We start from the raw sequence: 23,658 nt of genomic DNA on the forward strand, positions 1-23,658 counted from the left end.
AACTTGTTAGAAATTGAAGCCCCAAAGCAGATATCCGGAATTGTAATTCCGACCCTTTTTGATGCGCCAATGTATGATCAATCCCGAATTGAAGAAACGGAGGGATTGGTCGAAGCTTTGGGCGTTGAACTTGGTTTCACTGAATGCTTGCGAGTCCGTAAACCAAACGCTGCGAAGTTATTAGGAGAAGGGCAACTTTCACACATTGGTGATTTGCTGGATGACTGCAAAGGCAATTTGATTGTTATTGATTGCCTTTTGACACCAATTCAGCAACGGAACCTAGAGCGCACCTTGAATGTTAAGGTTATGGACCGCACCGGTCTAATTCTTGAAATATTTGGTGTTCGCGCAAGATCAGCTGAAGGTCGATTACAAGTTGAGATGGCGCGCCAATTGTACGAACGATCCAGACTAGTCCGAACTTGGACCCACCTAGAACGACAACGTGGTGGTACGGGTTTCCTTGCTGGGCCGGGAGAAAGCCAATTGGAAGCGGACCGCCGCATGTTAGATGGCAGAATTGCCAAGCTGAAAACTGATCTAGAAGCTGTTCGACGCACGCGTCGATTACAAAGAGCAGGAAGGAAGCGCCGCGGTGCTCCCATTGTTGCTTTAGCAGGATATACAAATGCAGGAAAATCGACGCTATTCAATACGTTAACAAACTCAACAGTTTTCGCCGCTGATATGCCATTTGCGACCCTAGACCCAACCGCTCGCGATATAGAACTTAAAAGCGGCAAAAAAATTTCAATGATCGATACGGTTGGCTTTATTACAGACCTTCCAACTCATTTGATCGAAAGTTTTAGAGCAACCATTGAAGAAGCAATTGAAGCTGATTTACTACTTCATGTTCGAGATATCAGTCATCCAGAGACCGAACGCCAAGCAGCAGATGTCGACGATGTACTTTCCCAACTTGAGAAAGATACAAAAACTGAGAGACCGCCTGTCATAGAGGTTTGGAATAAAGCTGACGCACTAGGTGAGGATATGCTGGCCGTTTTTAAAGCGGGTTCAGCAAATCGAGAGGATATTATTCTGACCTCCGCGATCAATGGCGATGGATTGGAAGATCTTTTAACATTAATCCAAGAAACGCTCTTTTCATCAACTCGCGAGTTCGAAATAAAAATAGAACCAAAATTTGGAAAAGCTCGTTCTTGGTTACATCAGTATAGTAATGTCATAGGCGAAACAGTTGATGAATTTGGAAATGTAATACTTAGAGTGAGCCTATCAGAACGAGAACTCAATCAATTTGTCCACGAACACCATGAGATTGATATTGATGATGTTATTCTGTCCTCCAAAAAAACATTTTAATCAGTTTTAGCTTTGTACTTATTTAAGTTTTGATTTCACTTGTAACCATAGGTCAGATTGCTGTTCCAAAGAAAGTGAATTAAATTCGTTTCCTGAAGACCTAGCTAATTGCTCCATGCCTTCAAAGCGGGCAGTGAACTTATCATTTGCTGCACGTAATGCTGTTTCTGGGTCTACGCCATGTTTACGCGCCAAATTTGCAACGACCAACAATACGTCGCCCATCTCCTCATTGATGTCTTCTTGAATTCCAGAAGCCACTGCGTCTTCAAGCTCAACAAGTTCTTCATCCAGTTTTGATTTAATGTCTTCTGCTTTAGGCCAGTCAAAACCCGTTCTTGCGGCACGTTTTAAAAGTTTTTCTGACCGAGTTAAGGATGGAAGTGCGTATGCAACACCGTCCAATGCAGATGGTAATTTTTCACTTCTTGCTTTAGCTGCTCTTTCCTTTTCCTTCAGAGCTTCCCAGTGACTTGTTTGATCGTCAGCCGTCTTGATTTCGGCATCTCCGAACACATGGGGATGACGCGCAATCATTTTGGACACAATTGCTCGTGCAACATCGTGAATATCAAATATACCATTATCTTTTGCTATTTGACTTTGAAAAACTACCTGTAGAAAGAGATCGCCCAATTCATCTCGCAATTCACACATATCACCTAGGTGTATTGCTTCTGCGACCTCATATGCTTCTTCGATGGTGTAGGGGGCAATTGTTTCAAAAGTCTGTTCTATATCCCAAGGACAGCCAGTTTCCTTGTCTCGCAACCTTTCCATGATGTGAATTAGGTCAGTGATTGCGTTTTCGGTTTCCACAAATGCGCGTGTCTTTTTTGTCATTATTTTTCTGCTCAATCAAATAGGCATAATAAGTGGCTTTAAAGTGCAGTGATAGGACATCATATAGAGAATTCAATCCTCACGCTTTCTGCTTTGGGCACCACGAGGATATTACTAAAGAAGAAAACCAAATGCATAACAGCCTCATTTGTACAAACAACAAATAAAAATCACTTATTTCTGGAACTTACATAGAAATATTTTACGATGATTTGCAATTAGGGGTGTACGAATTCATTTTTTTCCAATTACAATTTCAGATATGGGTAAGAGTCTGCACAACCGGTTGGTGGTCGCCCTTTTGATCATAACATCTGCAGCCACTTTGGCAGCAGCTGCCGGTGCAATTTGGATCCAATACAGATATACCCACGCTTTGTATGTCTCCACAATGGAAGCCTACATTGTTGAAAGAGGTCAAAGAGAAGCACTCAAATACGACAGACTAATTCGCGCGCACAACGAAGCTAAAGAACATTTTCTGCAACAATATGCTGATCTCACTCCTGACAGGGCCAACAAATTATTTGATCTTTTTTTTCATGACTTTGGTGATGGAACTTTTCGAACTCCTGATGAGCTTTATGACGGTATGGCTGTCGAAAACATAGGAATTATACAAGGGTTTGCTGCATTTATACCGACACGATTGAAAGCCATTACACCGGATCGAAAACGCATTTTAGTCGCATCCATTCTCTCATTATCAAGGGTTGCACCGAGCTATCGAGATACTCTGGAAAGTCTTTGGTTTTTTTCGCCAGAACATGACATCATAATATTCGCACCTAAGCGGGAAAACAAACTCTTATACTACAGAAAAACTGCACCTCCAGATTTGAGTTTTGAAGATGCACCTTTTGCTATTCTTGCTAGGCCAATCAATAACCCCGAAGGAATAACAAGGTGCTCTGACTTAGACACGTTTCAAAATTCTCCCAAAACAACGACATTAGTCTCAGGCTGCCAAACTCCAATTCGCCATGAAGGGCAGCATCTGGGAGTTTGGGGAACAACACTTCCAATGCAAGCATCCTTTACTGAAGCGGTGTTGGACGTTCCGGTAGATGGCTCGAATGTTTACTTTTTGACGCATAAAGGAATGCCATTAGCTCACACAAGTTTCATAGAAGCAGACAGTCTAGAACTTGGGAATATTGAAGCCCTACAAAGCTCTAACCTTTATAATTCTTTGATGAAAACAATTACGGAGTTTGATGCGGAACATGGAGTACTATCGAGTGGTAGCAGCAAAAATGATGCACTCTATGCCTATTATTCATTGAACACACCACAATGGTTTTTTGTAATAGAATTAGAAAACAGCATAATAAGAGCTGCAACACTGCAATCGATATTGCCTATTTTTTCTTCTATTCTGGCCATTGTGATCGTAACGATATTCATTATCGCCAACTTTATTTCTGGCTATGGAATTAAGCCCCTGAAAAAATTGGCGAAGCAATATTCTTCAAAACAAGCACATGCCAATTTAGAAGACCTGGATGCATCTTCATTAAAGGAAATATTAGGCCGAGAAGATGAAATTGGTGAATTAGCACGTTCATTGGATGAGTACAGAAAACGAAACCTCAATAATTATGAAATTCTAGAAAGAGAGGTTGCTCAACGCACTTCAGAACTTATACGAGCCAATGAAGCTAAATCTAGATTTTTGGCCAATATGAGTCATGAACTTAGAACACCGATGAATGGTATATTGGGGATAGCTGGGGCTTTGAGACGTAAGCTTGATGAACCGGACCATAAAGAAATGGTCAATCTGATTGAACAATCTGCCAATGTACTAGAACAACAATTATCTGACGTCTTAGATGTATCAAAAGTTGAAGCTGGAAAGTTTGAATTAGAAAACATTCCATTCAACTTGGGGAGTGCGGTTAAACCTGTAATAGATCTCCAAACAATTGTAGCAGACGAAAAGGGCCTCTTATTATCTTCGCAAATCGATCCATCATGTGATGGGGTGTTTATGGGAGACCCAATACGCGTAAAACAAATCATTGGAAATCTGTTGACCAATGCAATTAAGTTTACCGAACGTGGAAGCATCGAACTGTCCTTGTCTTGTGAGCCTACAGAGGGAGAGTTTGAAAGATTTAAACTGAAAGTCACAGACACAGGGCGAGGGATAGAGACTCAAGCAATCGAAACGATATTTGATCAATTTAACCAAGCTGATACATCGATACATCGACAATATGGTGGAACTGGGCTTGGACTTACCATCGTCAAAGCGCTGACCCGTTTGATGGGCGGGCAAGTTAGTGTTTCTTCAACGTTGAATAAAGGGTCCACATTCAGTTGTTCATTTGAATTGAAGCGTGCTGCGGGCGAAGAAACCAAACTTGCTGAAGAGGAAGCTATTGTTGATCTAGGCGTCACTTGCAATAAAAAAATTCTCTTAGCTGAAGACCACATCGTAAATCGAAAAGTAGTTGAGCTGATATTGGAAGCTTACAGTGTTGATATTCATGTCGTCGCAAATGGAAGAGATGCAGTAGATGCATTCAAAAAACAGTCTTACAATTTGATTTTAATGGACGTCCAAATGCCCGTTCTGAATGGTCTCGAAGCAATCAAAAAAATAAGAGAGATCGAGAAAGAACAGTCTCAAATTCCTATACCCATTCTAGTGCTAAGCGCCAACACCTCTAAAGATCACATTCAAGCATCCATGGACGCCGGTGCCACTGGACACGTCGGAAAACCTGTAACTCCTGAGACCTTGATCTCAAATATTAATAAATTGATCTGATTGATATGGGTTCGTCAAAAAGAAAGACCGCCCCCACACTAAACGTATTTAACATTAAATGTTCAAAGAGCCTTATAGGCTATTGATCGTCTACAATTCCAACGAAATTCTTAGCGGAAAGCCTGACCTCTCGAGGGCTTAAACCAAATTGCTTGTGAAACGCGCGGGAAAAATTTGCTGTATGATTATATCCAGCCCAATAGGCCAAGGCAGTTATTGGAATTTTTGTTTTGAGAAGTTTTCGGAACACGAGCTGAAATTTTATTGCATTACAATAGTCAGGAAAATTAAGACCATAAACATCCTCAAAGTCAGAATTAAGAATTTTCTTGTCAATCCTTAAAATGCGAGACACTTCAGACGAAGACGGTATTTGAGCGTGATCTTCTAAAAACAAGTTTAGCACACGTCCTATTCTATTCAGACTTGAAAGTTGAGAAGGGGCCACGAGTGCGTCTGTAATTTTTGAATCCAGCGTATTTAATATACAGAACAATTCAGAAATCTTACTTTTGAGAAACACTGGCCAAAGCTCATTGTAATCGCACGTTTCTACAAGTGATTTTGCTAAACGATGTAATGTCGGATCTTCGCCAGTTATCGTTCTCTCTTTGCCCCATAACTTCAACATTTCTGAAGCACGTATTATTTTTGGTAAAGGAGTTTTCAAGCTAGACGCGATATCTTCAAAGCGCTCTGGTGAAAACGCGAAATAAGCTAAAGACAACGGCTCATTTTGATTTATCTTTACGTAGCATTCAGAATCTTGGCTCTGCCTGTAAAGCAGATACTGTCCTTTTGAAATTGAGAAAGACTCTTTTTCAGAAGTCATGCCCAAAGTGCCATTTAATACGATGGCAACATATAATTTATCTGACGGATATAGTAGTAACTCATCTGCCTTTGTAGGGCCAAATACTTCAACATTTTGAGTTGCAATCGTTACGCCACTCATCGGTTGAAATACTTTTGAATTTCCTCGCATATAATCGCAAGAAAACTCTCTAGCTGCACCTATTTCACCAAGGGGGAGACTTTCCGAAGAATCATAGTTTCCCCAATTACTTCCAACTCCCTCCTTACCTAGAAGGAAGAACAATTCTGCCGCATTCTCTTTTATGCGGAAATCTTGCGTGGGGTTGACGTGAGGTAACATAATCGAACATAACTTCAATGCAAAAAACTATAGTGATAAAACTGCCACAAGTACCGTCAATTGCAAGGGGATGATAAGTATTTCGTCCCGTGATGATAAGACTGAGTACAATTTCCTCGCTTACCCTCGAAAAAAAAAGTGAATTCAAAATATTCACTGAAAATTCGAGGAAACATATATGCGCAAATCTACTATTTTGTCCGCTTCTGTACTGGCAATGGCTTTGGCCTCTCAATCGGCCGTAGCTCAGGATGCTGATTCAACTGCTTCAGAAACACAAGGCTCCAAAGCTGTGCTGGACACTATTACCGTCACAGCAACTAAGAGAGAACAGACCCTTCAAGAAGTTCCAATTGCTGTTTCGGTGGTTGATGCATCCGTTATAGCAGATGCTAATATAGTTGATCTACTGGATTTGCAGTCAGTAGTTCCGTCTCTTAGAGCGAGCCAGTTGGAACGTTCTGCAAATACCACTTTTATCATTCGTGGTTTCGGTAATGGTGGTAACAATATAGGTATTGAGCCATCAGTAGCTGTGTTTATTGATGGTGTTTTCCGCACGCGTTCTTCAGGAAGTCTATCAGATATGCCTGACGTAGAACGTGTGGAAGTTTTGCGTGGTCCGCAATCAACTCTATTTGGTAAAAATGCCTCAGCAGGTGTTGTAAGTATTGTAACAGCAAAACCATCTTTTGAGTGGGGTGGAAAGGTTGAAGGTACTTATGGGAACTACAATCAACTCATAGGTAAGGCTCAGATCACGGGTCCCATCACAGAAAATTTAGCTTTCTCTTTAGCGGGCTCAATGAATAAACGTGATGGATACGTAGACAACCTAACTACAGGTAATGACATCAACGACCGCAACCGTCACATGGTCCGCGGACAATTGTTGTGGGAGCCATCTGAAGATCTGTCCTTCCGCTTTATTGCTGATTACGATAAGATTGATGAACTTTGTTGTTTCGCACCCAACTTCGAAAATGGACCAACAAGTGCAGCAATTGCCGCGCTTGGTGGAAACGTTCCGGACAACCCGTTTTCATATGAAACGACCCTTAATTTTGATCCTGTAAGTGAAGTGGAGAATTCTGGATATTCCCTGCAAGCAGATTGGGATCTTGGATGGGCGTCTCTGACGTCTATTTCAGCGTTGAGAAGTCAAGAATCCGCGAGTAATGGTGATGTAGACTTTACTAGTGCTCCGCTCATTGGAAGCAACAACAACCAGTGGGAAATCGATACTTTCACGCAGGAATTTAGACTAGCTGGCGGTTCAGAAAAAATTGATTGGCTCGTTGGTGCATTTTACTACGATGAAGAACTCGACAAAAAAAGCGATGTTACCTTTGATGCAGGGTTTAGTCCTTATGCGAACGCTCTTTCCGGCGGAGTAACAGGTGGAATCCAAGATCTATTAACTAATCTAGGCGTCATTTCGACACCGTTCTTTGAAGCTGGAACCGGAACATTTGAAACGTTTTCTCAATCAAACCAAAGTTACAACATCTTTGGTCAAGTTGATTGGCACGCTACAGACAAGCTAACGCTTACTGCCGGCTTAGGTTACGTAAATGACGAGAAAAAAGTTGTTGCTTCAGCTGTAAACAATGATCTGTTTGCGAACTTGGATTTCCAAGGCATTTTCTCGAACGAAAACATTTTCTCACCTACTGTTTTCCAACTGATCGATTTACCTCAACTAACAGGTGGCTTAGTTCCAGCACAGTTTGATGAGATCGTGTTTGGAACATTGTTCTCGACTGTGACAATGCAAGAAGCGACACCTACAAACATCGGTGCTTGGCAAGCAGCCCTGGCGGGTGGTGACCCTGTCGCTTCTGCACAGTTTGCAGCAATCCAAGCGAACACTCCAGCGACTCAAACTGCCGTTGCTGCAGGTCTACGTGCACAATTGGCACCAGCTGTTGCAGGGCAATTGGCTCCACTTCAATTCCTACCACCATTCCTTGCACTTCCTAACTCAATAGAGGACGGAACAAGCAATGATGATAAACTTTCTTTCACACTTCGTGCTGCTTACGATGTGACCGACTTCCTCAACATGTATGTTAGTTACGGTACTGGTTACAAAGCTAGCTCATGGAACTTAACTCGTGATAGCTCATACTTCCCAGCAGATCAGGCAGCATTGGCCGCTGCGGGATTAATTCCAAACAACAGAGGTGCTGGAACTCGCTTTGCTGCGCCAGAAGATGTGGAAGTATGGGAAATTGGTGCTAAAGCTGAGTTCGAAAGAGGGGCGATCAACATCGCTATTTTCGATCAAACCATTGAGGGGTTCCAGTCTACAATCTTCCAAGGAACAGGCTTTGTATTGGCGAATGCTGGTGAGCAGACTGCCCAAGGTATAGAGATCGATGCAACGTATAAACCAGTAGATCAATTAACTCTTGGTTTTGCTGGGTTGTTCCTAGATCCTGAATACGCGTCATTCCCTAATGCTCCAGGTGTTGGTGGTCCTCAAGATCTATCGGGAGCTACACCAGCAGGAATTCACCAAACTTCATTGTCATTCTCAGCGCTATTTGAAGAAGAAATTTCTCCAGGAATTGAAGGCTTCGTCAGAGCTGACTACCAATATGAAGATGAAATTCAAGTTGTAGATAACATCCCAGCTGATATCTTAAGCCGTGAAGTTAATATGCTAAATGCTTCTGTTGGTTTCAGAATGGAAAATGGATTTGAAGCAACATTGTGGGGACGTAACATCACTGATGATGAGTACGCACAATCAGGTTTCCCGACAACTGCTCAAGGTGGTTCATTCAACGGGTATCCAAATACTCCTGCAACATATGGACTAACCCTACGTAAGAAATGGTAATACCATCTCAAAGTAGCTAGATAAGAAAAAGCAACCTTCTACTTTTGAAGGTTGCTTTTTTGTTTTAATTTTAAGGTCTGACGATGATCAAAAAGATCGGTATTTCTATAGTCTCTATCATCGTATTACTTCTTTTAATTATGGTGGTTCGAACACTTACTTTTAAAGGGCAAAATGTTTCAGATCTGCCTGCATTACCCAGTCCTGTTGCGATCAATGTAGAAAGTGCATTGCATCGGTTAAAACAAGCTGTTCAATTAAAAACCATCACCATCAATCGTGGTGACCCAATTAACGCAGAACGTGCTCAACCATGGTTGAATTTCCATTCATTATTAGAGCGCGAATATCCAAAAGCACATTCCACTTTAAGGCGTGAAAAAGTAGCGAAATATAGTCTGCTTTACACATGGCAGGGTAGTGACACTACATTAGATCCACTCATGTTGATGGCTCACCAAGATGTCGTTCCCGTAAACCTTGCAACATTAGATGATTGGAATCATCCTCCGTTTTCCGGAAACATAGAAAATGGATATATCTACGGACGAGGAACGCAGGATGATAAAGCCTCGATAATAGCAATTCTCGAAGCAATCGAAGCGCTCATTGCAAGAAATTATCAGCCAAATAGAACAATACATCTCCTCTTTGGACATGATGAGGAAGTTGCCGGTACAGGTGCTGAAGCGATAGTGGCACTATTGGCCTCACGCAATGTTCAACCTGCCATGGTTGTCGATGAAGGCTATTTTGTAATCAATGATATGGCAGGTTTTGATGGTCCCGTAGGATTAATCGGAGTGGCTGAAAAAGGTTATGTTACTCTTGATATTGTATCAGAATCGATAGGAGGCCATTCATCACTTCCACCGAAAAATTCAGCGAACATACAACTGGCAAAAGCATTGCTCGCGATTGAAAAAGAACAAATGCAATCGCACTTGAACTCTGAACAGGTACAAAATTTTTTCAAAGCGGTTTCACCTGAAATGTCATTTTTGAACCGTTTTTTCCTGTCTAACACTTGGCTTACAAGTGGACTGTTAAATGCGTCTTTTAGCAATACACCGTCGCTAAATGCTATGATACGGACAACGACTGCCCCAACGATGCTAACAGGTTCTGTTAAAGAGAATGTTATGCCTCAAAGGGCGAAAGCTACAGTGAATTTCCGAATCCATCCTCAAGACAATTCGAAATTGGTTTTCGAACACATTGAAAGAGTTGTAAGTCAATTTGAGGGAGTGTCAGTCCATTACCGCGACAAAGGTATTTTTAGAGAACCATCTCCGATTTCGCCATCAAACAATAAAGCATTCAGAATACTATCTGCGTTAGCGGAAAAAACAGGAGAGGGAGCTAGACCAGTTCCTGCACTTGTTTTGGCTGGCACTGATGCAACGTTTGCACACGCAATCTCAGAAAATGTATACCGATTTACGCCAGTAACTTATTCCATGACTGATATAGCCGGCATACATGGCACAAATGAACGTCTTTCGGTTGAGAATTTCCTGTCAATGATAGAAGGCTTCAGCCAACTCATCCAAATGGCAGATGAAATGTAATCTAAGTCGAAATTAGTAATTTAATTATTCAATAATAAGCAGTTTACTAAATCGCCTGCAGATCTGCCTTTATCATTAGCTGGCCGGTTCAATATCACGTCTGAATTAATAAATGGCTTTAGTAACGAGCTATCTTGATTTGGATGTAGGGACACCTCGATTGTTCCATCTTCCGCGTACGTTAAATTGGCGCGATCAAAACACTCTCGTCGTCCATTTTCCTTCAAAGGATGCACTAATTTAGCTTTTATCCATTTATGACTGTTTGCAATTCCGAGCAGTTGGCTAATCAATGGCTTAACAAACAAATGCGCGCATACAATCGCTGAGGCGGGGTTTCCTGGCAGACCAAGAACGTATTGATTTCCATTGGTCGAAAACCATGTCGGTTTTCCAGGTTTTACCGCCACTTTTGAAAATACGGGTTCAAACCCCAACCCTTTGATGACTGGTTTGACTAAGTCATAGTCTCCTACGGATGCGCCCCCAATTGGGATGATAATATCAAGCGCCTCTGTGTCTTTGAGCTTTTCTATGATGTCTTGCTCGGTGTCTCTCGCTGTACCGAGTAATACAGGTTCAGCTCCCCAATTTTGTACAAGAGCTCGCAGCGCATACTCGTTTGAGGCGATAATTTCGCCTTCATTTAAAGTAGACCCTGGTTTTTTAAGTTCATTTCCGTTTGAAAGGATACCAACTCGAGGTTTGCGTAGTACACTCAATTGTCCATGATTAGCTGCGGCACAAATAGATAACGCATGAGCAGTCATTTTTGTACCAGTGGAAAATAAAACATCACCTTCGTTAAAGTCTACACCCGCCGCTCGTACATTCCTTGGACGTTCCTGCGGTTCCATTATCTGGATTTTGTTCTCTTTTCTTTCTGTATTCTCTTGCAGAACAACATGATTAGCTCCGTCAGGCACAACGGAACCAGTGAAAATTCTTACGCATTCATTTTCGTTTACAGAACCATTAAAGGGACTTCCAGCAGAGGATTCGCCAACCACATTAAAGCTTTTCGTCCTCTCACAATCTTCGAAACGAACTGCATATCCATCCATCGCAGACATCCGAGATGGAGGTTGGGTGATTTTAGCTTTTACTGACTGATTTAGTATTCGCCCTTCAGCATCATGCAATTCAACAATTTCAGAGTCTAAAATTTGGGGAACTGTACAAATTTTCTTCAATGCTTCTTGAGTGCTTAACATTGATTACCCCTGAAATAATCCAAACAACAAACGAATTGCGACTATTATAATTAACAGCGCAGTCAATCGCTTTACAAGCGTTTCAGGTAGAATACCAATCATCAATTTATGCCCGATCCAACTTGCTGCAACTACCCCAATTACCAATGGCGCAGCTAAGTGAAATGTACTTGATGAAAAGTACTTTGGCGTTGAGATGAATTTTCCTGAAAGAGCAGCCAATGAGTTTGCAGCGATGTAAGCTGAAGAAATTGCGGCTATTTTTCGAGGATTTGCCCAGCCTATCATATGCAGAATCGGAGCTAAAAATATTCCACCGCCAATCCCCACAACACCAGATATATAGCCTGTGATACCCCCAATAGCTGAACCGATAATGCTCTTACGCTTGAACTCTGATAAATGGGAGGTCTCACTCTGACGAAAGCTCGTATAACCCATCTGCAGGCCTGACAATAAGAGTGCTACTCCCAAAAGAGCTTTGAGAGTGTTTATATCTACAGGGGTAATCCCACCTAAGAAGGCAAGGGGAACGGATATACAAAGAATCGGGAGTAGGTTTGAACCTCGATAAAGGTTTGCTTTGTATGCCCTCCAAACCCCGCTGCTAGTCACGACCAAATTACAAATTAGAGATAAAATTGGGATCAACAAAATGTCGATGTCAGAAACCAACAATATTGCGGTGTATGTTGAACCTCCACCGAAACCAACGCTGGAATAAATTAGTGCAGCAAGAGCAAATGTGAGAGAAATCCAGATTGTCACGCTTTGACCATTTACCAAACTAAAGTTATCACCAAGAGTAATAGGTCCTTTGTTCGGAATGTCGAGTGAACATTGGTGAGGGTGCAAAAATGATACGAATACAAACAGATCTCATCGATACAGGGCAGGAAATGAATTCTTTCCAAGCCCAGCATAAAGGACACGGTGCGATAGCAACTTTCGCTGGTTATGTTCGTGATGAGGGGGGCGCTGTTAGCACTCTCGAACTACAACATTATCCAAGTGTGACAGAAAAAGAGATACAAAAATTTGAATCCAATGCAATCGGTAGATTTTCACTCATCGATTGCTTGATAATTCACCGTGTTGGAAAAATGAATCCCGGCGAGGTTGTTGTTTATGTTGCAGCTGTTTCACTTCATCGCAAATCAGCTATTCAAGCTGTAGATTTTCTGATGGATTATCTAAAAACAGGTGCGCCTTTTTGGAAAAAAGAAATTCAATCAGAAAAAGAAAAATGGATCGAACCAAGATCCACCGACTATGAAGCACATGAAGCCTGGAAACTGTAGAATAGAAAGTATGCGGCCATGAACAACTTTACCCCAGGAGGCAAACTAGCTGAGGATAGAGAATTCAAACCAGTCAATATTGCGCTACTAACAGTGTCTGACACTCGTGGAAGGTCGGAAGATACGTCTGGTGACCTTTTAGAAAAACGAATCTTAGAAGCAGGCCATAAGCTAGCGGATCGTCAAATTGTTAAGGACGATAGAGAATGCATCTCAGACATGATCAAAAATTGGATTGAAGATGACAATATTAATGCGATCATTTCGACAGGTGGTACAGGATTAACTGGACGCGATATAACACCTGAGGCCGTTAAGCCTTTATTTGAAAAAGAAATTGATGGCTTTTCAACCGTTTGGCACATGGTCAGTTTTCAAAGTGTGGGACTATCAACACTGCAATCACGTGCTTGTGCTGGTTTAGCCAATGGAACATTCATATTCTGTCTGCCTGGTTCAAACGGTGCTTGTAAGGATGGGTGGGACAAAATTATTAAATGGCAGCTGGATAGCAGATATGGACCATGCAATATGGTTGAATTAATGCCTCGGTTGCGAGAAGTTTAGAATGCCTGAAAACACAAAACTGACTCACCTCAACCAAGACGGTCGACCACATATGGTTGATGTTACGGACAAAAACATCACTCATAGAACAGCATCCGCCGAAGGTTTTGTGGAAATGTCCAGCGACACTAAGAATATTGCTATCGGTGGACAAAACGCGAAAGGTGATGTGATTTCAACGAGTATATTGGCCGGCGTAATGGCAGCCAAAAAAACGTCTGATATCATTCCTCTGTGTCATCCATTACCTTTGTCAAAAGTGAATATCTCTATCGAACCCGTTGATTTGGGGTTTCATGTGATCGCCGATGTTAAAACAAGCGGTAAAACTGGTGTCGAAATGGAAGCGTTAACAGCTGTAAGTGCATCCTGTCTAACAATCTACGATATGCTCAAAGCAGCTCAAAAAGACATGAACATTAAAAACATCAGACTGCTCAGAAAAACGGGTGGAAAGTCGGGCGACTTTTCGGCCGGAGAGTAGATGTGCCTAAAATAATTTCTGTTTTGTTTGCGGGCGGTGCAAGCCGCCGAATGAACGGCAAAGATAAAGCTAAGCTAACCATCAATGCCAAGCCCATGTGGCAGCACGTTAGCGAACGTTTAGTGCATTCAGCGGACCAAATTATTGTTACCGGGAACTTCGCCCCCGATTGGCTACCAGATCTGCCCAATGCTCAATTCGTTCAAGATATCCAAGTAGACGGAAAAGCCATAGGCCCCCTAGGTGGGCTTGCAGCCGCACTACAAAATGTATCCCTTAACTATGCAGAAGATTCTATTGTCGTAACAGCGCCAATCGATGCACCATTTTTTCCAAACGATATGATTCAAAAGCTAGTTGAAGCAGTGTTGAAGGGTAAAGCAGCGGCGATAGCCCATACTCAAGAACGTTTACAGCCCATTTTTGGTGCATGGACACTCGAAGTTCTTCAACAGATAGAAAAAAACATAGACGAAGGACAATTTGCACTGCACAGTTTAGTGGAGAGCTTAAATGCTTGTGTAGTAACTTTCACCGAAGATGAAATCTCATCATTTATGAATATTAATACACCATCAGAATATGAGAATGCTCAAAAATTTATAGCAAAACAGTTAGAAATAGACTCTAGTCGCCCTAAATAAAAACGATATGGCATACAACTTAATCAACACAACGCCACCACAAGGCAAAAAAACACCTCTAACGACCGGTGAGAAGCCATTGATTGATAGTTCAGGGCGCACAATCAATTATCTTAGATTATCAGTTACTGATCGTTGTGATTTACGTTGCTCGTATTGTATGCCGGAACGTATGAAATTTTTACCCAAGAATGAGGTCCTAAATTTCGAGGAGTTAGAACGATTGGTCGACGTGTTTGCATCCAGAGGAGTTCGTAAATTGCGGATAACTGGGGGAGAACCCTTGGTGCGCAAAGACATCGTAAAACTTCTAGAAAAACTAGGCGAAAAAAAACAAAACTCCGGCATCCATGAAATCGCGTTAACGACCAACGCTACTTTGCTTACCAAATATGCAGAAGATCTCCAGAAATTCGGCATTGGTCGGATCAACATCTCTCTCGACACACTGAACAAAGAAATGTTCAAAACTCTTACTCGGCGGGATGTGTTTGATGATGTTATGTCGGGTATACATGCTGCAAAAAAAGCTGGTCTTCATATCAAAATTAATACGGTTGTTCTTAAAGATTCCAATGAAAAAGAGATTCCCGAAATAGTTATTTGGGCTCATGAGAATGAGTTTGACATTTCTCTAATTGAGTTAATGCCGATGGGAGAGGGCATGGCTCATCGGTCACGCGATTTCTCTTCGCTAAAAGATGTCAAAACTCGGTTAGAGCAACAGTGGAAACTAACATCAGAAACGTTTTCAACCGGGGGACCGTCAAGATATTACCGTGTTAAAGAAACAGGCGGACGGATCGGTTTCATATCGCCCCTTACCGACAATTTTTGCGACGGGTGCAACCGAATCCGAGTGACATGCACAGGAATGTTGCACACTTGCCTGGGACATGAGGGCGGCATCGACTTAAAACCTGCTGTTCGATCAGATGACTGGCTCAACAACACCAATGAAATGCTAGATCATGCTTTAATGCTTAAACCTGCCAAGCATAATTTTGAAGTTTCAAAGCTTGATACACCATCAACTCAGCGCACCATGTCAGTGACTGGAGGTTAGAATGGGTAAGATTTTATTCTTTGGAAAGTTAGCTGATATTGCCGGTCTAACAGAAATGGCATTGCCTCATAGTTCTACTGCTTATTCGTTTGAAGACATTCTAACTATGGTTTGTTCAGACAATGTAGAATTAGAATCAACCTTGCGAGACCAATCGACTAAGCTCTGTATCAATCAAGAGATTTTAACTGATAAAGAAGCTGTCAACATCAAACAGGATGACGAAATCGCTTTTTTACCGCCTTTTAGCGGCGGATAAACCGCTATTTTCATTGCAATTTTAATGTAATTGCCAAAATAATGTGCACTCTTTGCACATGTTGATCGAGTCTGCATCGATTTTACTTTTGTTGCGAGTGCCGATGCAAGAATAATTGCAGGCAGCGTCATACTACTTCAATTTGAAATGAAGTTGCAGCGATGATGCTGTTGATATGAACATACGCTCGGAGTCGGGCGTGTTTAGTAGAAATGCAAAGTACATAACCGTACTGAACTGCACTTCCCAACTCAAAACCCAAATTAGAAACATACACAAGTGTCGCACGCGCTTGGAATCTCTAAGGAGTTCGCTGAACATGCAACTGTTATTTAACAGCAATTATACTAATGAGAATTCTCTTTTCACTCATTGGAAAAAGCCAATCGGTACCCTCGTGGGTGCAACAGCGGCTTTGATGCTTGCCGCCTGTGGTGGATCAAACGAAACAAGCTCCAGCAGCACAAAACCGACCGAAAGCGTCGATGTTTCAATTCCTGCTTTGGAATTAGAAAAAACGGACCTAACATTTGGGTTTATTAAGTTAACCGACATGGCTCCTTTAGCTATCGCTTATGAAAAGGGCTATTTCGAAGATGAAGGTCTCTTCGTAACAATCGAACCTCAAGCTAACTGGAAAGTTCTTCTCGATCGCGTGATTGATGGTGAGCTTGATGGTGCACACATGCTTGCTGGCCAACCTATTGCTGCTACAATCGGGTATGGAACCAAAGCCGATATTATTACTCCATTTTCAATGGATCTAAATGGTAACGGTATTACTGTTTCTAACGAAGTTTGGGCTGAAATGAAGCCAAACCTTCCAAAAATGGATGATGGTCGTCCAGTTCACCCAATCAAAGCTGAATACCTAAAGCCAGTTGTTGAGAAATACACTGAAGAAGGTAAGCCGTTTAACATGGGTATGGTTTTCCCAGTTTCTACACACAACTATGAGCTTCGCTACTGGTTGGCTTCTGGTGGAATTCACCCTGGATACTACTCGCCAGATGACGTTTCTGGTCAAATCCAAGCCGAAGCATTCCTTTCAGTAACACCTCCACCACAGATGCCTGCTACTTTGGAAGCTGGAACTATCTACGGTTATTGTGTGGGTGAGCCTTGGAATCAACAAGCTGTTTTCAAAGGAATTGGTGTTCCTGTGATCACTGACTACGAAATCTGGAAAGATAACCCGGAAAAAGTATTCGGTATCACGAAGCAATTCGCTGAAGAAAACCCGAACACTACACTTGCTCTAACAAAAGCTCTTATCCGTGCTGCAATGTGGTTGGACGAAAACGACAACGCTAACCGCCCAGAAGCTGTTGAGATCCTATCTCGTTCTGAGTATGTTGGTGCTGACTACGAAGTAATCGCTAACTCTATGACTGGTACTTTCGAGTACGAAAAAGGCGACAAGCGCGACGTTCCTGACTTCAACGTATTCTTCCGCTATAACGCGACTTATCCATATTACTCTGATGCTGTTTGGTACCTAACTCAAATGCGTCGTTGGGGGCAAATCCCAGAAGGCAAATCAGACGAATGGTATGACGAAACAGCGAAGAGCGTTTACCGTCCTGACATTTACCTAGAAGCAGCAAAAATGCTTGTTGATGAAGGTAAAGCTAACAAAGCTGACTTCCCTTGGGAAACAGACGGATACAAAGCGCCAACTCCAGCTGCCGACATAATCGACGGAATTGGATATGACGGTCGCACACCAAACGCATACCTCGACAGTCTCACCATCGGGCTGAAAGGTTCTCAAAAAATCGTGGACGCAAAAGTCACCGAGTAAAAAAAGCCCCTTAAAACTAAACTTGCGAAGAGCAAATTTCCCTTCACTTGCTCTTCGCGTTTTTCAAAATTCACTAAAAGTGGAATAAGTAAATGACTGCAGCGCAACCAGCCCCAGATAGTGAAACTGCCGAAGTTTCACCAGACGAAATCAAGCAACTTAACAAAGAAGCAAAAAAAGAAGCTATCTTTTCCAGCATCAACAAAGCTTCGAAATTTTTGGATGCTGTAGGGCTTTCTTGGGTGACACCTATTTTAATGATCGCCGCCGGCGATAGCCCCAAAGAACAGGGGAAGGTGCTTTGGAACAGATTGGGTGTTCCTATTTTAGCTGTGCTAATTTTTCTTTTCGCTTGGGCTCAACTCGCCCCGCAGGTTAAAACATCTTTAGGAGCTATTCCCGGTCCATCACAAGTATGGGAACAAGCTCAAGTATTACATGCTGACCATGTTTCAGAAACGCAAAAAGCCAAAGCATTTCAGGATCGTCAGGACGCTCGCAATGATGCATTGATCGCCGCTGGACGCGCGGATCAGGTAAAAACTCGAGAGTACACAGGGAAATCGACTTACTACCAGCAAATATGGACTAGTTTGCAAACAGTATTTTTTGGTTTCTTGATTGGGACTATTATCGCGGCACCTCTGGGAATAATCTGTGGAATGTCGCCTGTAATGAATGCAGCATTCAATCCGATTATTCAAATTTTCAAACCCGTATCTCCTCTAGCATGGTTGCCGATCGTTACTATGGTTGTATCCGCAACTATGGTTACGACAGATGGCGGAATGTCTAAGAGTTTCGTTACTTCAGCGATTACCGTGACATTGTGTTCCCTCTGGCCAACACTGATCAACACAGCAGTAGGTGTGGCCTCAATCGATAAAGACCTTGTGAATGTGGGTAAGGTCTTGAAACTCGATGCATGGACTAAAGTAACAAAGCTTGTACTTCCTTCAGCTCTTCCTTTGATATTCACCGGCATGCGTTTGTCGCTCGGTGTTGGTTGGATGGTTCTGATTGCTGCAGAAATGTTGGCCCAAAACCCTGGTCTAGGAAAATTTGTTTGGGATGAATTCCAAAACGGATCCTCTCAATCACTCGCTAAGATCATGGTTGCCGTTCTAACTATTGGTATAATTGGTTTTATACTAGATCGCTTCATGGCTGCTCTTCAGACCATGTTCACTCACACAACTAACCGCTAATTATTGGAGGCTGATATGGCGATACTTTCGCTAAAAAATGTGTCCAAATGGTATGGTGATGGTCCAGATCGGGCCGAGATACTTAAAGATATTAATCTTGATGTCGCGGATGCTGAATTTGTAGCTATTCTTGGTTTCTCTGGTTCTGGAAAAACTACTTTGATCAACCTCATCGCAGGGCTTGAGTTCCCTGACGCAGGTGAAGTGTTCAGTAAGGGTGAAAAAGTTGTTGGGCCAGCACCTGACCGCGGTTTGGTATTCCAAAGCTATTCTTTAATGCCTTGGATGAGTGTCAAAGAAAACGTCGCTCTAGCTGTAGACACTGTATTCAAATCTGAAAGCAAAAGCGAACGAGAAAAACGTACTTTACGTTACGTTGAAATGGTCGGTTTGGGCCATGCTACAGATCGAAAACCAGCTGAACTTTCAGGTGGAATGAGACAACGCGTGTCAGTAGCGCGCGCGCTAGCAATGAACCCTGAAATATTATTGCTTGATGAACCATTGTCAGCATTGGACGCACTAACGCGGTCTAAGTTGCAGGACGAGATCACTGAAATATGGGATCAGGAAAAGAAAACTGTTGTTCTGATTACAAACGATGTCGACGAGGCTATATTACTAGCGGACCGGATAATACCATTAAACCCTGGCCCTAACGCATCTTTAGGGCCTGATTTTAAAGTTGATATTCCTAGACCACGCGATCGTACAAAAATGAACGAAAGCGATGAATTCAAAACTCTTCGCAAGGATATCACTGAGTACCTAATGGGAGTAGGGGCCGCCGCCAAATCTGAAGGCGTAGAACCACCTCTACCAAATGTAGTTCCGATTACCCAAAAGCCACCAAAGGCATACGAGAGCGCTTCGAAAACTTCTGGTCTTCACGAAGATCGTTACCTTGAGTTTTCTAAAGTTTGTAAAGTGTATCCTACACCCAAGGGACCACTTACCGTCGTTGATGGTTTTGACACCATGGTGAAAAAGGGGGAGTTCATCTCCATCATTGGTCACTCTGGGTGTGGTAAATCAACTGTTCTGACAATGGCTGCAGGCCTTAACGAAGTTTCACGTGGCGGTATTATCCTCGATCACAAAGAAGTATCTGCTGCGGGACCTGATAGAGCTGTTGTGTTCCAATCTCCATCTTTGTTCCCTTGGCTCACGGCAAAGCAGAATGTGGCTATCGGTGTCGACAAAGTTTATCCGGATGCCACTCAAGCTGAACGCGAACAGATCGTTGAGTACTATCTCTACCGTGTTGGCCTGAAAGACTCGATGAACAAACTTGCTCAAGATCTCTCAAACGGTATGAAACAGCGTGTTGGTATTGCGCGTGCATTTGCCCTTAGTCCCAAGCTTCTTCTTTTGGATGAACCTTTCGGAATGCTGGACAGTTTGACTCGATGGGAATTGCAAGAAGTTCTCATGGATGTCTGGCAAAAAACAAAAGTGACGGCCATGTGTGTAACGCACGATGTGGATGAAGCCATTCTTTTGGGCGACCGAGTGATCATGATGACCAATGGTCCGAACGCGAGAATTGGTCTGGACATGCGCGTGGATATCGGGCGGCCTAGAACGCGTAAAGCGCTTCTAGAACATCCCGATTATTATAAATATAGGCAGAAAGTTCTTCAATTTCTTGAAGATTATGAAGGTGGTGCAAACCCCAAACCGCCGACAGAGGAACCAACTCCTGACGACGGTTCCAAGTCAGAAGACGCTGCTTAGATCAAAGTTGAATATTATGAACATTATCGCTCAATTGAGCCTGAAGACAGGAGAGGTCTAATGAAGCCCAGACTTGTCGTAATAGGGAATGGTATGGCCCCAGGCCGTGCACTTGAAACCCTTTTTGAAACTGCACCTGATGCCTATGAAGTCATCATTTTCAACGCAGAACCACGTGTGAACTATAACCGTATTATGCTTTCTCCTGTACTTTCTGGTGAAAGTACATTCGACGATATCATCATTCACGGCGATGATTGGTATGAGCAAAATAACATCACGCTCCATCGTGGCGCACGCGTAACCAAAATTGATAGGGAAGCTAGAACTGTTACTTCAGCTGCTGGAATTACTGAAGCCTATGATAAACTAATCATCGCAACAGGATCTAACCCATTTATTATCCCTTGCCCGGGGCACAAACTAGAAGGTGTGTTAGCATACCGAGATCTCGATGATGTCGACAAAATGATTGAATTTTCCAATAAGGAAAATTCAAGTGCTGTCGTAATTGGTGGCGGTCTACTTGGTCTTGAGGCTGCTGCTGGTCTCAAAATGCAAGGCATGGATGTTACCGTTCTCCATCTTATGCCTACTTTGATGGAACGTCAGCTTGATCCTTCAGCGGGATACCTTCTTGAGAAAGAATTGTCCTCACGTGGTATAAACATCATCACCAAAGCCAACACGAAAGAAATAGTTGGTGAAGACAGAGTTGAAGGTGTTTTGTTAGATGATGGAACACTGCTTAAAGCTGATATGGTCGTTATGGCCGTTGGTATTCGACCTAGCATAGAATTAGCAAAAGATGCTGGATTGGATGTTGGACGGGGGATACTTGTATCTTCCACAATGCAAACATCCGACCCAGACATATATTCGGTTGGAGAATGTGTTGAGTTTGAAGGGAATGTGTACGGTCTAGTCGCACCTTTATATGAGCAAGCAAGAATACTCGGGCTTGAATTGGCTGGTGAAACTGGCAATTCATTTGCGCATTCCGAAACCTCAACAAAACTAAAGGTTACAGGTGTTGATCTTTTCTCAGCGGGAGACTTTGCAGAAGGCGAAAACCGAGAAGAAATTGTGTTCCGTGATGCGTCTCGAGGAATATATAAACGACTAGTTCTCGAAGAAGATCGCTTAATCGGTGCCGTTTTATATGGTGAAACCGCCGATGGAGCTTGGTTTTTCCAAAAGATCAAAGAAGGGGAAGTTGTTTCACCTAAAGAACGCGAAAACCTGATCTTCGGACAGAATTTCGCAGGAGCCGAACCGCTGGACCCCACGGCGGCCGTTGCAGCCTTGCCGGATGATGCAGAAATCTGTGGCTGTAACGGCGTTTCAAAAGGGAAAATCGTATCTGCGATTGAAAAAGAAGGACTTAAAGACCTTGCAGGCGTTCGTTCTTGCACAAAAGCATCTGCATCTTGTGGTACTTGTACTGGACTAGTTGAAAGTTTACTTGCTTGTACTCTTGGAGATGAATTTGGTGGCACTAAAGAAACTGTCTGCGGTTGTACTGATCTTGGCCCAGGAGATGTTCGAAGACTAATTGTGGCCAAAGAGCTAAAGTCTATTCCTGCAGTTATGCAAGAATTGGGATGGAAGACTTCTAACGGTTGCGCGAAATGTCGTCCTGCTTTGAATTATTATCTGGTTGCTACATGGCCGGGCGAATATGTTGATGATCAACAATCTCGTTTCATCAACGAACGCGTGCATGCAAACATTCAAAAAGATGGCACTTACTCAGTAGTTCCACGCGCGTGGGGCGGACTCACAAATTCTAAAGAACTCCGCGCAATTGCCGACGTCGTTGATAAATTTGAAATACCAACAGTCAAATATACCGGTGGTCAAAGGATCGACTTATTGGGAGTTAAGAAGGACGACTTACCAGCTGTCTGGAAAGACCTCAACGATGCTGGAATGGTGTCTGGTCACGCTTACGCCAAAGGTCTTCGTACGGTGAAAACATGTGTTGGAACCGATTGGTGTCGCTTTGGAACGCAAGATTCAACTGGTCTAGGCGTTAAACTTGAACGAATGATGTGGGGCTCTTGGTCTCCAGCTAAAGTCAAACTAGCTGTGTCTGGTTGCCCGAGAAACTGTGCTGAATCCACTTGTAAAGACATAGGAGTAATCTGTGTCGACTCTGGATATGAATTGCATTTTGGCGGTGCAGCTGGAATGCACATTCAAGGTACTCAAGTTCTATGCAAAGTGGAAACTGAAGAAGAAGCATTGGAGTATTGCGGTGCTCTTTTACAGGCCTACCGTGAACAAGGATGGTATCTCGAACGTATCTATAAATGGGCCGACAGAGTAGGTTATGACACTGTTCGAGCGATGATTGTGGATGATGCTGAGGGACGAAAAGCGTTTTATGAGCGCTTCTTGTACTCTCAAAAATTTGCACAAGATGACCCGTGGGAGGAACGCGCATCTAAAGGTGTTGATGCTCATGAATTCAGCCCTCTCACATTAGAACCTGCGGAGTAATTGAAATGACCATAGATACTGCAGTTCTAGATTGGAGAGACCTGTGTGCAATTGACGATATTCCTGTTCAAGGGTCTCGTCGCGCGATCATCAATGGACGTGAAATCGGTATATTCCGAACATCATCTTCTGAAATTTATGCAATCGACAATGCATGTCCTCATAAACAGGGACCTCTGACGGAGGGAATTGTTCACGACTGTTCGGTGACATGTCCGCTTCATAATTGGGTTTTTGATCTGAAAACTGGTGTTGCACAAGGACAAGACGAAGGCAGTGTGACAACTCATCCAATTCAGATCAGAGATGATCGGGTATACATTCAGCTCAAAGGATAGGT

19 protein-coding genes are annotated in these 23,658 nt (G+C 42.8%); 15 read left to right on the top strand and 4 right to left on the bottom strand.

Features of this window, described 5'->3' with window-relative positions; genetic code table 11:
* Positions 1-69: 69 nt before the first annotated feature.
* The gene (hflX, locus tag F551_RS16490) at positions 70-1,332 is read left to right on the top strand and encodes a GTPase HflX (RefSeq protein ID WP_155825837.1); all 1,263 of its coding nucleotides are present in this window, start codon (positions 70-72) and stop codon (positions 1,330-1,332) included.
* Between the two features lie 18 nt (positions 1,333-1,350).
* On the opposite strand, the gene mazG is transcribed toward hflX, so the two are convergent.
* Positions 1,351-2,175, bottom strand: a complete 825-nt coding sequence (mazG, locus tag F551_RS0107885; protein ID WP_018996958.1) for a nucleoside triphosphate pyrophosphohydrolase — start codon at positions 2,173-2,175, stop codon at positions 1,351-1,353.
* Positions 2,176-2,437: 262 nt separating this feature from the next.
* Between mazG and F551_RS17145 the strand changes: the two genes are divergently transcribed.
* Positions 2,438-4,954, top strand: coding sequence for an ATP-binding protein (locus tag F551_RS17145; RefSeq protein WP_018996959.1), 2,517 nt, complete (start codon positions 2,438-2,440; stop codon positions 4,952-4,954).
* A 79-nt stretch (positions 4,955-5,033) separates the two neighbouring features.
* Here F551_RS17145 and F551_RS0107895 read toward each other — a convergent pair whose 3' ends face one another.
* Positions 5,034-6,110 carry a helix-turn-helix domain-containing protein gene (locus F551_RS0107895; RefSeq protein WP_018996960.1) on the bottom strand — a complete coding sequence of 359 codons (1,077 nt, stop codon included), beginning with the start codon at positions 6,108-6,110 and terminating at the stop codon, positions 5,034-5,036.
* Between the two features lie 178 nt (positions 6,111-6,288).
* Between F551_RS0107895 and F551_RS0107900 the strand changes: the two genes are divergently transcribed.
* The gene (locus F551_RS0107900; protein WP_018996961.1) at positions 6,289-8,958 is read left to right on the top strand and encodes a TonB-dependent receptor; all 2,670 of its coding nucleotides are present in this window, start codon (positions 6,289-6,291) and stop codon (positions 8,956-8,958) included.
* A gap of 83 nt (positions 8,959-9,041) precedes the next feature.
* Positions 9,042-10,529: a M20 family peptidase gene (locus F551_RS0107905; protein ID WP_018996962.1), complete on the top strand. Its 1,488-nt coding sequence runs from the start codon at positions 9,042-9,044 to the stop codon at positions 10,527-10,529.
* A 20-nt stretch (positions 10,530-10,549) separates the two neighbouring features.
* Here F551_RS0107905 and F551_RS0107910 read toward each other — a convergent pair whose 3' ends face one another.
* Together F551_RS0107910 and F551_RS0107915 are read right to left on the bottom strand one after the other, a co-directional pair.
* A complete protein-coding gene (locus F551_RS0107910; RefSeq protein WP_018996963.1) occupies positions 10,550-11,743 on the bottom strand; it encodes a molybdopterin molybdotransferase MoeA in 1,194 nt (397 codons plus the stop codon).
* 3 nt (positions 11,744-11,746) lie between these two features.
* On the bottom strand, positions 11,747-12,511 hold the full coding sequence (locus tag F551_RS0107915) for a sulfite exporter TauE/SafE family protein (protein ID WP_033404841.1): 765 nt from the start codon (positions 12,509-12,511) through the stop codon (positions 11,747-11,749).
* Between the two features lie 89 nt (positions 12,512-12,600).
* Between F551_RS0107915 and F551_RS0107920 the strand changes: the two genes are divergently transcribed.
* The 11 genes from F551_RS0107920 to nirD all read left to right on the top strand — a co-directional run bounded on the left by F551_RS0107920 (position 12,601) and on the right by nirD (position 23,656).
* A complete protein-coding gene (locus F551_RS0107920; protein ID WP_026296725.1) occupies positions 12,601-13,044 on the top strand; it encodes a molybdenum cofactor biosynthesis protein MoaE in 444 nt (147 codons plus the stop codon).
* Positions 13,045-13,062: 18 nt separating this feature from the next.
* Positions 13,063-13,611, top strand: coding sequence for a molybdenum cofactor biosynthesis protein B (gene moaB / locus F551_RS0107925; RefSeq protein ID WP_018996966.1), 549 nt, complete (start codon positions 13,063-13,065; stop codon positions 13,609-13,611).
* 1 nt (position 13,612) lies between these two features.
* Positions 13,613-14,095 carry a cyclic pyranopterin monophosphate synthase MoaC gene (gene moaC / locus F551_RS0107930; RefSeq protein WP_018996967.1) on the top strand — a complete coding sequence of 161 codons (483 nt, stop codon included), beginning with the start codon at positions 13,613-13,615 and terminating at the stop codon, positions 14,093-14,095.
* A 2-nt stretch (positions 14,096-14,097) separates the two neighbouring features.
* Positions 14,098-14,739: a molybdenum cofactor guanylyltransferase gene (gene mobA, locus F551_RS0107935; protein WP_018996968.1), complete on the top strand. Its 642-nt coding sequence runs from the start codon at positions 14,098-14,100 to the stop codon at positions 14,737-14,739.
* A 7-nt stretch (positions 14,740-14,746) separates the two neighbouring features.
* A complete protein-coding gene (moaA, locus tag F551_RS0107940; RefSeq protein WP_018996969.1) occupies positions 14,747-15,805 on the top strand; it encodes a GTP 3',8-cyclase MoaA in 1,059 nt (352 codons plus the stop codon).
* A gap of 1 nt (position 15,806) precedes the next feature.
* Positions 15,807-16,064 carry a MoaD/ThiS family protein gene (locus F551_RS16500; RefSeq protein ID WP_018996970.1) on the top strand — a complete coding sequence of 86 codons (258 nt, stop codon included), beginning with the start codon at positions 15,807-15,809 and terminating at the stop codon, positions 16,062-16,064.
* 319 nt (positions 16,065-16,383) lie between these two features.
* Complete coding sequence (locus F551_RS0107950) at positions 16,384-17,868, top strand: CmpA/NrtA family ABC transporter substrate-binding protein (RefSeq protein ID WP_018996971.1); 1,485 nt, start codon at positions 16,384-16,386, stop codon at positions 17,866-17,868.
* Between the two features lie 92 nt (positions 17,869-17,960).
* Positions 17,961-19,076, top strand: a complete 1,116-nt coding sequence (locus F551_RS0107955) for an ABC transporter permease (RefSeq protein WP_018996972.1) — start codon at positions 17,961-17,963, stop codon at positions 19,074-19,076.
* Between the two features lie 15 nt (positions 19,077-19,091).
* Positions 19,092-20,813 carry an ABC transporter ATP-binding protein gene (locus tag F551_RS0107960; protein WP_018996973.1) on the top strand — a complete coding sequence of 574 codons (1,722 nt, stop codon included), beginning with the start codon at positions 19,092-19,094 and terminating at the stop codon, positions 20,811-20,813.
* A 60-nt stretch (positions 20,814-20,873) separates the two neighbouring features.
* Entirely contained in the window at positions 20,874-23,318 is a 2,445-nt protein-coding gene (nirB, locus tag F551_RS0107965; RefSeq protein ID WP_026296728.1) for a nitrite reductase large subunit NirB, read from the top strand.
* 5 nt (positions 23,319-23,323) lie between these two features.
* Complete coding sequence (nirD, locus tag F551_RS0107970) at positions 23,324-23,656, top strand: nitrite reductase small subunit NirD (RefSeq protein WP_018996975.1); 333 nt, start codon at positions 23,324-23,326, stop codon at positions 23,654-23,656.
* Positions 23,657-23,658: the final 2 nt, after the last annotated feature.

The organism is Hirschia maritima DSM 19733 (assembly GCF_000378345.1).
Classification (GTDB): domain Bacteria; phylum Pseudomonadota; class Alphaproteobacteria; order Caulobacterales; family Hyphomonadaceae; genus Hirschia; species Hirschia maritima.